This is a genomic window from Bernardetia sp. ABR2-2B (assembly GCF_037126435.1).
In the GTDB taxonomy this organism is placed as follows: Bacteria; Bacteroidota; Bacteroidia; order Cytophagales; family Bernardetiaceae; genus Bernardetia.
Window position 1 is genome coordinate 5,097,368 of the sequence record NZ_CP147020.1, and the last position, 12,658, is coordinate 5,110,025.

The window sequence follows — 12,658 nt, forward strand, 5'->3', positions numbered from 1 at the left end:
GTCTATTTCTATATTGTATAAAAGTTAAAACAAAAGGCTATTTCAAATGAAAAATGAAAAGTATATTCCTATCGATTGTGGCTTCTATGATAATTTAGAAGCCTTTGCTACGACTCAAAAAATAGTAGAAATAAATTATTTAGATAAAGAGCATAGCAAAACAATCAGACAAAAAATTAAGGTCAAAGATTTAGAAACCAAAAATGGAGAAGAGTTTATGATTTTTGAAAGCTTTGAAAGTTCTGATAAAGAAAAGCAGACTATCAAAATTCGTTTGGATAGATTAGTTACTATTGATGGAATAGAAGTTCCTAAAAATGGAGATTCTTGTGCCTTATAAACAATCCAAAAATTCTAATAAGCTTCGTTTTTCTTCATTAGATAGATTGTTTCCTTCCAAAAAATAATTCAAATTATCAATGCTTCCATCGTGTAGGTATGGAAAAGTTTTGGAAATATGACGAAGTGTAGGTGTTTTGAACTTCAAATAATCATTTGGATTTTGAGTAATTCGCTGCCTTCCTAGTTCGTTTTTATCAATGCTATGTTTTATAGAATTTGTCTCTTTTCTTGTTGTGCTATCTAAATGAAAAAAATGAAATTTATAATCTGAAAAAAGAGGTGCAGTATGACAAGAATTACAATGAATCTCAAATAGTTTTTGTCCTTTTACTTCTGACTTTGAAAAAGTAGTTTTATTTTGCTGAACACTATCCCATTGTGTCATAAAGTGAAATTCAGAATTAGGATGAGAAGGAGAAATAATTGTTCGCTGATATTGCGCCAAAGCTCTAAAAATAAGTGCATTAGTAATTGTATCATTTCCAAAAGCATTTTTGAATAAAGCAGGATATTTTCTGTCTTTTTGTAATAGAAAAGGTAATTTTTTCAAATCCATTGCCATTTCATCTGGATGATTAAGTGGAGCAGCAGGAAGGGATTCAAGGTTTTTTATTCCTCCATCCAAAAAAAGCCCATTTTCAGCATAAGCTACATTGATGAGTGTTGGTGTATTTCGGTTTAGTTTTTTGCCTGTTGCTCCTAGATTACTTCTATCTAAATTATCAGTAAAGTAAAGTTTTGGATTATGACAAGTAGCACACGAAATAGTATTGTTTTTAGATAGTTTTGTGTCAAAGAAAAGCATTTTTCCTAAAATAACTCCTTCTTTTGTAGTTGGGTTATGAGAAGGTTCTTTAGGTGGAGAAGGCATATAGGAAGGCAAGATAAAACTATATTTTTCATTAGTTTTGTCTTTTGTTTTACAGGAAATAAATAATAGTATAGAAATAATAAAGAAAGACCAACTAGCAAAATTATGTCGTATTCGGTTCATACATTAAATATAGAAAATCATTCTCACATAATAGGCAGACAAGACGGAGTTACTGGAGATAGCATAAAAGCAAATGATGAAATTGTTTTTTGTGCTGCTTGTCAGTCCGTTTTTTTGAAAGATAGTTGGAGTTATATGAATAATGAGCATTGTGAACAGTCTGAAACACTTGATTTTGTTCCTTCGCCTATTCCAAAACTCGTTATTCGTAAGGGAGATAAGTCAAACGATAAATTAATATACGAGGTTAAAGATGAGTTTAGGTATGAAGTTCATAGGGTTTTAGATATTCTTTTAGAGCTTAAAGCAAAGTATTTATCTATTTCACTTTCTCTTTTGTTAATCGCTTTATTATGGTATTTTGTTCCAAAAGAATACGGTATTTTTGGACAGGATGGTGCGCTGATACTTATATTTTCATCGGTAATTCTATTTCTAGGATATATATTTAGAAATTCATCAGAAAACAATAGAACTATAAAGGAATTTAGCGAATTAAAAATCTTAGAAACAGGAATTATAATAAATGATAAATTTTACTATTACAATCAAATAGAAACTATTCGTTCAAACAAAAAGAAAAACACTCATGAATTAATTATAAAATTAAAAGATAGAAGAAAAATTATCAAAAATCTTCCTGTCAGAAATTACGAACGAACCAAGCCTTTTTACATTGCTCTTGCTTGGGCTGCACAGTTTATAGAGCTTAATTTTTACACTGATAATCAGAGAGAGCATGGACTTTTAAAAAGTATAGAACAGAATTATGCAGGTAAAATTTGGGTAGCTGATAATCTGTAAACCTAAAAACAAAAAAAAGCAACTTCAAAAAAGTTGCTTTCATTTTATAAATGATATTTTAAATAATTACTTTTAAGTGGCTAATCTTTTTGATACTCTGCAGATATTAGCCGAACCACTTCTTTCATACTGTATTTCGTCCATTATTTTTTTGACAAGAATAAGTCCGATTCCTCCTCCTCTTTTTTCTGCTATAATCTCTTTCATATCAGGTTCTTTATAGGAAAGCAAATCAAAACTTGGTGCACTCTCATCTTTTATCTCAAAAACAAACTGATTATCTTTTCTACTTACACTTACTTCTATATCTTCCTTCGGATTACATTTATGAGAATGAATAATCAGATTGGCACAGAGTTCATCTACTGCCAAAACCATCAGATTTATATCTATCGGCGAAATTGAGTGTTGCTTGAGAGCTCCTTCCACAAAGTTACGAACTCTGCTAAGGTTATTTTTCAAACAAGAAATTCGAATGCTATGAATCATTTATTATTTATTGCTTTATACTCATAATTAGTTAGTGTATTATGAGCAATTTTGTTAGTTTTTATAGCCGTTTATTTGGCTCTACTTTTAGCTTCATCTTTTGTTGTTGTAATTGGAATTATTTCATCTAAACCTAAGATTCTAAAAACTTTTAGCACTTTATCATTCATACCATATAAAATCAAACTAATATTTCTAGCTTCACATTCTTGCAAATGAGAAGTAAAAACACCAATTCCGGGGGACGAGATATAATCCAAACGATTACAATCTACCAAAATTGGGTTACGGTTCTCTCCAATGGCTTTAGTAAGCACTTTATCTAGCTTTATAGAAGAAGAGGCATCTAAATCTCCATCAATGCTGATAATATAATTTTTTTCCTCTTCAGTATATTTGACTTCCATTTTATCTTACGAAAAATAATTGCAATAGGTTTGCTACAAGTAATAAATAATAACAAATAAGAATATAATTAAAGCAAAAACTGGTAGATTTGTTTCAAATTATCTCACAGCTTCATTAACTAGCTTCTTATATCCACTTATTTGAATTGACAAATTTACTATTCTTAGTGAGAGTTTTCAAGTTTTTTTGAAAAAATAAATAGCTAACATAATTTACTTCATTATATTTCTCTTATGTCTTATCATTCTCATACATTAAATTCTGTATCACATACTCACATTATTGGACGAACCGACCCAATTACAGGCGATACCATAAAAGAAAATGATAGTATTGTTTTTTGTTTGGTTTGCCAGTCTTGTTTCTTAGAGGAAAGCTGGAATTATATGAATAATAGGCATTGTGAGCAAATTCAAACTTTGAACTTTGTTCCTCTACCACCTCCTCAACTTATTGCTAAGAAAAAAGAACAAAAGCTGATTGCAGAATTGAAAGATTCAATGATTAATCCACTTCCAGCTCTTATTCTACCTTTTGTCTTTGGTTTTATTAGTTATTATATAGCTGAATCTGACAAAAGTGGTGCAGTTCTCATAGGTACTACAATAGGTCTTTGTTTGGGAGTTTTTATAGGATGGCTTAGCAAAACCCAAGTAATCAAAGAATTTACAGGACACAAAAGCACAAGTTTTAGTATTTATGAAAGTTATATGGAAATAGAGAATGTAAAATTTTATTGGAATGAAATAGAACAAATAAATTTTAAAAGAACTATGCTTGTAGAATTTGATGATAGATATGGAACTAAAAAAGCATCTTCTCATTATCCTTCATTAGAAATTTACTTAAACAATGGAGAGTTTTTAGAAAGAGAACTTCCCACTACAAACTATCCTAAAATAAAACCTTTTTTATTTGGTCTTGCGTGGGCATCACAATTTACTAGCATTTTTTTTTATACTGAACACGAAAAAGAGTATGGGTTAGTCCAAAGTTTTGATAGAAATTATAAAGGAACTATAAAAATTGGAGTCCCAACACAATTAGCATATAACCCAGAAGAAAATTAGAAATTGAGGGAATTATTTTACTTCTGACTTCTAAAATCTAACTTCTAAATTTATTTTATTTGGAATTAATCTAAATAAGATTTACATTTGTAAAACATTACAAAACACTTCAAATCAACTCTTTACAAGACCTCTATAAAACACTATGCAAACTACCTTTCCTGCATTTCCTTCGATTATTGGTTCTGAATCAAATTCTTTTTCTACTAATTCAAGCAATGAAGACGAATCGTTTTGTCAAGCATTTTCTTGTTGTAAGAAAGACAAATGTTGTAAAAAGTATAAGAAAAAAGGCAGACATTGTAAAAAATGCCCAAAAATATAATTCTAATATAATTTTCAGTATAATTTTGAGATTATGAAAAAAAATACGATTGCTCTTATAAAATATTGGTATTTTACGAATAGAAAGTTTAAATTTGCATACTTAGTAAAAAGTATATAGTTTTAGTGCCAAGATAGAATGGCAATTCACAAAACTTTTTTTTTATCTATGAGTTAAATAATAAAGAAGTTAAATTTTGAGGTTAAATCAGTAGTTGAATATTATTGATTATTCATTTACAATTTATCACTTATAATTCAACAGTCTTTAAAAAGGCTCATTTTTTATATTCAAATTATTCATTAAATAAGGAGGTTACAATCGCAAAAACATATAGAAGAGGTGGCAGACGACCTATCAGAAGAGAGGAAGACCCTCATCGTATAAATCGTCGTATCAGAGCAAAAGAAATTCGCATCGTAGGTGATGATGTCGAAAACGGAATTTATTCTACTGCTGATGCTTTAGAAATTGCTCAAAAATTGGGGCTTGATTTAGTAGAAATTGCTCCCAACGGTACACCACCTGTTTGTAAAATTATCGATTATTCGAAATTCAAATACGAACAGAAAAAGAAACAAAAAGAACTAAAAGCCAATGCTCATAAAGTAGTGGTTAAAGAAATTCGTTTTGGTCCTAATACCAACGAACACGATTTAGACTTCAAAACAAAACACGCCCAAAAGTTTCTTGAAGAAGGAAATAAAGTAAAAGCATACGTTCAATTTGCAGGGCGAACAATTGTCTTTAAAGATAGAGGAAGAGAAATTTTAGATCGTTTTGCAGAAGCAGTAGAAGAATACGGAAAGCCAGAAGGTTATCCGAAAATGGAAGGTAAACGTATGATTATTATGTTTACTCCAAAAAATATTCCTAAGCCTAAGAAAAAATCAGATTCTAATAAAAGTAGTAAGTCAAAATCAGATAAACCTACTGGAAAAAGTAAGGATACTGAAAGCAAAAAAACTGATGCAAAGGGAACAGAGAATAAAGACTCTAAAAAAGAAGAAAAAGCTTCTGTAAAAAAAGCCCCAACAGCCAAAAAAGCTTCTCCCAAAAAGAAAAGTAATGAGGAAGAAGAATAAATAGAAACTGACAAATTTGTCATTTAAAGCTATTTAAGATTAGAAAAAGTAGTTAAATTAATTTTTAACTGCTTTTTTTATGGAATAAATACGGAAAAGAGTGCAAAATAATTTAGAAAGTAGCCTAAAAAATACTACCTTTGTAGGCTCAAATGGAATACCTTGTTATAGAATTAACTAAATTAATATGATTGTCAAGGATTATTTTATTTTATTTTTTATAAAAATTATTTCATTTGATTTAAGTTGCTTTTTTTTAATTCAATAAAACAGTGCAATTATGCCTAAGATGAAAACCAACTCAGGCGCAAAAAAACGTTTTAAACTTACTGGTAGTGGAAAAATAAAGCGTAAACACGCATTTATGAACCACATTCTTACCAAAAAGTCTCACAAACGTAAGAAGCGTCTTGCTCAATTTGCTATCGTTCATTCAACTGACGAAAAGCGTATCAAAAAATTGCTTATCAACATGAAGTAATAAGTATCAATTACGAATTACGAATTAGTTCTCTGAACTGAATATTTCATAATTCTGAAACTGATATTTATTTAATTTATATTTCAAGCAAATTGTTTTTTAACTTTCTATGACTAGACCTAACTAAGTTGTAGAATAGGAAAACATCGCATACAAATCGTGTATGTATCTTTTTTAATTTAGGTTTCTTTTACCAGAGAATAGGCTCTTTTGAAGAATTACGAATTATGGATTGCGAATTACGAATGAAAAATACTTCATTTGTAAAATGTAATTTAGAGGTATTTATCTTACCAAATTCTGATTATTTTCTACTAAAAAAGTATAAATAGAAAAAAAATATTTTTCTTTTATCGCCAACTCTCAAAAATTGTTATAATTATGCCTCGTTCGGTAAACCATGTAGCTTCCCGTGCTCGTCGTAAGCGAGTAATGCAACACGCCAAAGGATTCTTTGGTCGTCGTAAAAATGTTTGGACAGTAGCAAAAAATGCTGTCGAAAAGAGTTTTGAATATGCCTATATAGGTCGTAAACTCAAAAAACGTGATTTCCGTAGTATCTGGATTCAACGTATCAATGCAGGCGCACGTCAGCATGGAATGTCTTATTCTCAATTTATGGGCAAAATCCACAAAGCAGGAATTACATTAAATCGTAAAGTTCTTGCTGATTTGGCTATGAATCATCCTGAAGCATTTAAGTCGATTGTAGAAAAAGTAAAATAGATATTATCTATTTTGTAAGACTATAATTTCTTATATAAGTTAAAAAAAATCCTCTTTTCTACGATTTACTTCCAATGAAAAGAGGATTTTTGTTTATAAAAAAAATCTTCTAAAAGAAGAAAAAATATCAAAACTATTTTTAGTTGTCAAGAGTTTTTTTATCTTTCGTACTTACTTTAATTTTCACACAATATACAATACATTTTTATTATTCATTTTACTTATTATAGTTATTGATTATTTTATAATTCGTAACTGATTTAAACCTTTAAGTGGAAATCGTTTTAACTATTTCAGGCTATTTTTCAGACTTTTTCTCAAACCTAGATTGGGCGCAAATCAAGGTCTTATTGGTGTATCTATCTATTCCGATTTCAAGTGGAATTATTGGCTGGGCTACTAACTGGATGGCTCTCCTTATGACTTTCTATCCTCTTGAATACGTAGGAATTAAACCATTTGGTTGGCAGGGAATTATTCCCTCAAAAGCGCAAAAAATGGCAACCAAATCAGTAGAAATGCTGACTTCCAAACTCTTACGTATAGAAGAACGTTTTGAGCAACTTGACCCTATCATTGTTGCACGTCAGATGCAACCCGAATTAGAAACTTTGAGTGTCAAGATTATTAATGAAGCAATGGAAGCACAAGCAGGAATAATTTGGAAAAACACTCCTATTCCTATCAAAAAGCAAATTTATGAACGTGCAAAACAAGAAATCCCAAATGCCGTAGTAGATATTATGTTAGAAGTAAATGGAGAAATTGATAAACTTCTAGACCTAAAGCGTATTGCTATCGAAACGCTAATGGCTGACAAACAGCTTGTTAATGAAATTTTTTTACGTTGTGGAGAAAAAGAATTTAAGTTTATAGAAGTATCTGGTTTTTGGTTTGGTGGTATTTTTGGCTTGGCTCAAATGGTTCTTTCTTATAATTTCTCTTCTGGCTCTTGGTTTATTCTCCCTGGTTGTGGTTTAATTGTAGGTTATTTGACAAATGTTTTGGCTCTAAAGCTCATCTTCGAACCCTTAGAACCAATCAATATTTTAGGAATTTATAAATTTCAAGGATTATTTCTCAAAAGACAAAAAGAAGTAGCTAGAGAATATGCAAAAGTAATTACGGAAAAAATATTACCTACTGAGGTTATGACAGAGTATTTAGTAAGAGGTCCTGCTTCGGATAAACTTGCCGTTATTATAAATAAAGAAGTTAGTAATTTGGTTGATGATGTAGTTGAGGATATAGCTGGAGCGTCTCGCCCTATTTTTACGCTTGTAGCTGGAAAACGAATGGATATTGCCAAAAATATCATAATGTTTCATTTTATGAGAGAGCTGCCTATCGTTGTCAAACAAACAGAGGAATACGCAGGAGAAGCTTTGAATATAGAAAATACACTTGCAGAGCGAATGGGTAACTTATCCTTTAAAGAGTTTGAAGGGTTTTTGCGTCCTGTTTTTCAAGAAGATGAATGGATTTTGATTTTGGTAGGGGCAATATTGGGAATGTTTGCAGGAATATTGCAGTTTGTAGTGATGTTGTATTTTGGTTTGGTCTAAAAAGAAAGAAATTTACAATAAAATTACATACATACTATTCAAGAAAAAAGCCTTTTTTTTGCTTAATTTAGAGTTAAAATTGCGTTAATTTAAAATTAATACAAGAAAAATCAATTATTTTGAATTTTATTGCAACCTTTTTGGTGTTTTTTGGGTCATGATAATAAAGGAAACTTAATATAATTATATTTAGATTAGATTTTAAGAATACTAACTAAGCCTATAATGTTCCATTTTTGTTATTATTTACCCACTTACCTCAAAATTGTATTCTCATGAAAGCGCAAAGTATTCCATTTATCTTGATGATTTTCTTGATGCTTGGAGCAGGAATTACGGCCTGTCAAAAAATTAGCCCAAAAGAAAAAACTTCTCAAGGAAGTTTATTAGTTCGTACTGCAACTATTCAAGTATTTGATGAGAATGATGCAGAACAAGATGATAGACTATGTGGCTATAAAGTGGCGTTTTTATTAAAAGATGGAACATATATTCTTCCAACCAACTTAAATACTTTTTTGAAAGAACCTTCTCACAACCAAATTGTAAATATTACTTATCGTTCAGAAGATAGCAAAACGATAGACTGCACAGAAGCGAAAAGTGTTTATTTAAGTCATGTTGATATTCCTTCTCTTTCAGGTTTAGAGTAATATGTTTTTTAAAGACTTCTTTTTTTCAAGATAACCCAAATCACGACAGGCGCACCAATAAGCGCAGTTACAGCATTTATAGGCAATACTTTTGAAGACATAGGAAGTTGTGAAATGCTATCACACACTAAAAGTAAAATTCCTCCTACAAGAGCAACAGCAGGAATAAGAATTTGATGACGAGCCGTTTTTATCAAAATTTTGGTAAGGTGTGGTACTGCCAAACCAATAAAGCCAATAGGGCCACAAAAAGCAGTAATACTTCCAGCCAAGATACTTGTCGTAAAGATAATTCCTAAGCGAGTTTTTTGTAAATTCAATCCCATACTTTGAGCATATCGTTCTCCTAAAAGAAGTGCATCTAAAGATTTGTGCATTGTCCAAGTTATCAAAAGTCCTAAGAAATTCAAGAAAAAAAGAAAGGGTAGCTTATCCCAAGTAACTTGTGAAAGACTGCCAAAAGTCCAAAGTAAATATGATTTTATAGCTTCTGCCTCACTAAAATATTGTAAGATACTGACAATCGCACCTGTTGCACTTCCAAACATTAAGCCTACAATCAGTAAAGCCATATTGTTCAAAATTCGAATGGAAGCTACAACAACCAATGACAAAACAAGTGCAGCTCCCAAAGTAGAAGCTATGCTAATTTGCCAAATTGAATTTCCAAAAAGACTAGATTCTGATAAAAGAATATTTAAAAAGCTATTTGTAGATAGTGAAGAAATAAAAAGCATTAAGATAGCCACTCCCAAACTAGCTCCAGAACTAATTCCTAATACAAAAGGACCAGCCAAAGGATTCCTAAAAAGCGTTTGCATTTGAAGTCCACTTACAGAAAGAGCCATTCCCACGATAAGAGCTGTCAGAGCTTTTGGTAACCTAAATTCCCAAATAATAGTAATCCAAGAAGATTTTGAAGATGTTTTTTGAAAAATAATTGTCCAAATTTCAGAAAAAGGAATGGATACAGAACCCAAGGAAAGGTTTACTACAAATAGACAAATTAAGGTTACAAAAAGCGAAATAAAAATGAATGGGTAATTCTGTTTGTTCAAATTTCTAGAGATTGAAGGTTATACGTTTTGATATCCTATTTAAAATATTTGTCATAATTTCTCTTAGTAATGACAAAATAAAGTATGATTTTAACAGTAAAGTTACAAAATTAGTTAGTGTTTCATTTTGATAAAAAACAAAGGAAAAAAGGCTTTCAAAACTTATAAGTTTTGAAAGCCTTTTTATTAGATTAAACTATGATTTATAGCTTATCTTCCTTGTTCGTTTACCCAATTATACTCAAAATCAATAATATCTTGTTCAGTAAAGTTATAAACTTCTTTTAATTTATCGATAGCTAATTGAAGCTTTGGCAATTGATTAAAAGAATCTGTAATGAAAACATAAGAGGTAACATTTCCGTTTGCAGGGGCATTCATATATTCCAAAATTTGGTCAATATCTGCATCACTTATTGCTTTATCATTTTCAGCAATGCCTTTCCAGCCATGTACAAACCCAACAGCCTCACTATACGAATGCAAAGCAGAAGCTCTATCTGCATCAGTGACATCTGCTCCATTCAGTTTTGAAATTGTTCCTAAAAGGTAATTTATAACAGTTGCCATGTTTGATTTTTCCCAATTATAACGAAAATCTGAAAGTGCTTTATCACGGTCTTGGTTATAATCTTGTCCTTTTTCGATGGCTGCTTTTGCTGTAATCAGATTTGTTTTGATAGCTGTATAAAGACCATTACCATCGTTTTTGTCTCTACGAGCTGCATATTTTGCTGCAAAAACATCTTTATTTTGCTCGGCTGCATCACTATTTTGAAAAGAAGGATGCGCCCCAAAAATAGCTACTAATTTGTCTATATCAGCAGCAGTAATATTGTCTGCCTTGATAACAGTAAGGGCATGATTATAAAGCGCAGCACCAAAAAGACCTTTTTCTACTACCTGCTCCAATTCCAAACCATTCTCATCAAATAAATAACCTCCATATACACCTCCATCTCCAATAGGTGCAGTAATTGGGTTGAAAGTTCCACCACTTGCTTTTGCTAGTTCGGGCAACCAGTTTACAACCTTATCAGAATAATAAGCTGTCGTGATGTCTTTTAAAGATGGATTTCCTTGAGTGAAAGCAGTCAAAAGTTCGGCTTCACTTACTCGTGCGCCAGTTCTTCCTACTTGCATTTGAGAAACTAACTCTGAAAGATTTGTGCGTACAGCTAACTCCGTACTGGCATTGCTTTCATAAGCTGCACTTTCATAAGTGGTTGGAACTTCTAGAATTGGGAAGGTTACATCTGTTGTTTCCTCCTCACAAGAAAAGAAAGAAAAAGAAAGAGCTAAAAGAAAAAATGAGTTTTTCCAATTGAATTTCATAATACTACTAGTTTTGTTTTAGAATTTTTGTTAAGTTTATTTAGACTAATTTTAAATAACGGTTCAAAAGTACGCTACTATTTTCAAAATTGCAAGTAGAAATCTAATTTTTTTCTTACTCCATTGACAAAACTTTAATTTTTTGATCAAATTTAGTTTCACTAGTCATTGGATTATTGAGTATTTTTTTAATTTCTATTAATCCATATCTGAAAAAAGAGTATTCATTATATCCATTTGAACAGACTCTTATTTTTGTTTTTTTATGTTTCCATTCTCCTACTTTGTAACACCAAACAAAGGCAATGGAACACAAAGCAATTAATTTAGCTATTTTATTTGGTTCTGTTAATTTTGTATTTTCTAAGTTAAAACCTTGTGATTTTAGTGCTTTAAACAACGTTTCGATTTCCCAACGTTGTTTATAAATTTCAAAAATATTATCCAATAAAACAGGTGATGCTAAATAAATATATCCTTTTTGTGTTCGACTTACAGATAAATATACCTCTGCTTCATTGACTACAAATGTTCCATCTAGTTGATAGGTTTCTGAAATCGAAAGCCCTCTACACCATGCTACAATAGACTTTGTTTTCCCTTTTCTAGTAGCTTTAAAGTTAGATTTTATACGCATTACAAAATCAAATTTTTTTGTAGCTAAATAGAAAAACCATTTTTTACCTATAAACTCTCTATCTGCTACAAGAGCAGTAATAGATAAATTAGGAAATTGATTTAAGAAATCTTCTATCAAATCAATTCGTTGTTGAGTAGCTGAATTTCCTGTCCTCGAAAGTACAGACCAACAAAGAGGAATAGATACCCCTTTATGAGCTGCTGAGAGAAGCAAAATATTAATATGCTCTTTTCCAACTTTCCAATTCGTTCTATCCAAACACAGTACGATATTTTCCCATTGTTCAATGCCTTCTAAGGAAATAATCAAATTAGTAATTGCTTGAAAATCAAGCTCATAATAATTTAAAAAGCGTTCTATACGACGTAAAGAAGAACTGTATTCTACATTCCTTTCAAACGCAGTTGCAATTTGAATTAAACCTCCTAGACCTACCTTTATAACAGCTATTACAAAAAGACCTATAAATTGAACTCGGGCTAAATGAAACCCTTTTAAATGAGAAGATAAAACACTAACTAATTTTGTAACTTTACCACTAGAAGCATACTTTGCTTTCGCCATAATTGAGAAAAATTTTGTGAGAAACTCAATTATGGCTTTTTTTTATCTAAATTTAAAATCTTTTGTCAGAGGACTGAGAATTTTTTTATAAACGTCTCCTTATTAAGATATGAAAAATT

General features: G+C 30.7%; 15 protein-coding genes. 9 read left to right on the forward strand and 6 right to left on the reverse strand.

What is annotated here, in order from left to right; all coding sequences use genetic code 11:
• The first annotated feature begins 46 nt into the window (after window positions 1–46).
• Window positions 47–340, forward strand: a complete 294-nt coding sequence (locus WAF17_RS21485; RefSeq protein WP_338764326.1) for a hypothetical protein — start codon at window positions 47–49, stop codon at window positions 338–340.
• On the opposite strand, the gene WAF17_RS21490 is transcribed toward WAF17_RS21485, so the two are convergent.
• A complete protein-coding gene (locus WAF17_RS21490) occupies window positions 335–1,336 on the reverse strand; it encodes a cytochrome-c peroxidase (RefSeq protein WP_338764328.1) in 1,002 nt (333 codons plus the stop codon). The two genes, WAF17_RS21485 and WAF17_RS21490, sit on opposite strands and share 6 nt — an antisense overlap.
• On the opposite strand from WAF17_RS21490, the gene WAF17_RS21495 reads away from it, so the two are divergent.
• Window positions 1,319–2,140: a hypothetical protein gene (locus WAF17_RS21495; protein ID WP_338764330.1), complete on the forward strand. Its 822-nt coding sequence runs from the start codon at window positions 1,319–1,321 to the stop codon at window positions 2,138–2,140. The two genes, WAF17_RS21490 and WAF17_RS21495, sit on opposite strands and share 18 nt — an antisense overlap.
• Window positions 2,141–2,212: 72 nt before the next feature.
• Here WAF17_RS21495 and WAF17_RS21500 read toward each other — a convergent pair whose 3' ends face one another.
• Both WAF17_RS21500 and WAF17_RS21505 read right to left on the reverse strand, forming a co-directional pair.
• Window positions 2,213–2,629, reverse strand: coding sequence for an ATP-binding protein (locus WAF17_RS21500; protein ID WP_338764332.1), 417 nt, complete (start codon window positions 2,627–2,629; stop codon window positions 2,213–2,215).
• Between the two features lie 71 nt (window positions 2,630–2,700).
• The gene (locus tag WAF17_RS21505) at window positions 2,701–3,036 is read right to left on the reverse strand and encodes an STAS domain-containing protein (RefSeq protein ID WP_338764334.1); all 336 of its coding nucleotides are present in this window, start codon (window positions 3,034–3,036) and stop codon (window positions 2,701–2,703) included.
• Between the two features lie 234 nt (window positions 3,037–3,270).
• Here WAF17_RS21505 and WAF17_RS21510 point away from each other — a divergent pair, with 234 nt between their 5' ends.
• The 7 genes from WAF17_RS21510 (at window position 3,271) to WAF17_RS21540 (ending at window position 8,942) form a co-directional block, all read left to right on the forward strand.
• Entirely contained in the window at window positions 3,271–4,107 is an 837-nt protein-coding gene (locus WAF17_RS21510; RefSeq protein WP_338764336.1) for a hypothetical protein, read from the forward strand.
• Between the two features lie 145 nt (window positions 4,108–4,252).
• Complete coding sequence (locus WAF17_RS21515; protein ID WP_338764338.1) at window positions 4,253–4,432, forward strand: hypothetical protein; 180 nt, start codon at window positions 4,253–4,255, stop codon at window positions 4,430–4,432.
• 224 nt (window positions 4,433–4,656) lie between these two features.
• Entirely contained in the window at window positions 4,657–5,517 is an 861-nt protein-coding gene (infC, locus tag WAF17_RS21520) for a translation initiation factor IF-3 (RefSeq protein WP_338764340.1), read from the forward strand.
• A gap of 280 nt (window positions 5,518–5,797) precedes the next feature.
• On the forward strand, window positions 5,798–5,998 hold the full coding sequence (gene rpmI, locus WAF17_RS21525; RefSeq protein WP_014796322.1) for a 50S ribosomal protein L35: 201 nt from the start codon (window positions 5,798–5,800) through the stop codon (window positions 5,996–5,998).
• Between the two features lie 381 nt (window positions 5,999–6,379).
• Window positions 6,380–6,724: a 50S ribosomal protein L20 gene (rplT, locus tag WAF17_RS21530; RefSeq protein ID WP_338764352.1), complete on the forward strand. Its 345-nt coding sequence runs from the start codon at window positions 6,380–6,382 to the stop codon at window positions 6,722–6,724.
• Between the two features lie 272 nt (window positions 6,725–6,996).
• The gene (locus tag WAF17_RS21535) at window positions 6,997–8,289 is read left to right on the forward strand and encodes a hypothetical protein (protein WP_338764354.1); all 1,293 of its coding nucleotides are present in this window, start codon (window positions 6,997–6,999) and stop codon (window positions 8,287–8,289) included.
• A gap of 275 nt (window positions 8,290–8,564) precedes the next feature.
• Window positions 8,565–8,942, forward strand: a complete 378-nt coding sequence (locus WAF17_RS21540; protein WP_338764356.1) for a hypothetical protein — start codon at window positions 8,565–8,567, stop codon at window positions 8,940–8,942.
• A gap of 8 nt (window positions 8,943–8,950) precedes the next feature.
• Here the strand turns inward: WAF17_RS21540 and WAF17_RS21545 are convergent, their stop codons facing one another.
• The 3 genes from WAF17_RS21545 to WAF17_RS21555 form a co-directional block, all read right to left on the reverse strand.
• Entirely contained in the window at window positions 8,951–10,000 is a 1,050-nt protein-coding gene (locus WAF17_RS21545; protein ID WP_338764358.1) for an iron ABC transporter permease, read from the reverse strand.
• Between the two features lie 210 nt (window positions 10,001–10,210).
• The gene (locus tag WAF17_RS21550) at window positions 10,211–11,335 is read right to left on the reverse strand and encodes a hypothetical protein (protein ID WP_338764360.1); all 1,125 of its coding nucleotides are present in this window, start codon (window positions 11,333–11,335) and stop codon (window positions 10,211–10,213) included.
• A 115-nt stretch (window positions 11,336–11,450) separates the two neighbouring features.
• Window positions 11,451–12,539: an IS4 family transposase gene (locus WAF17_RS21555; RefSeq protein ID WP_338760955.1), complete on the reverse strand. Its 1,089-nt coding sequence runs from the start codon at window positions 12,537–12,539 to the stop codon at window positions 11,451–11,453.
• Between the last annotated feature and the right edge of the window lie 119 nt (window positions 12,540–12,658).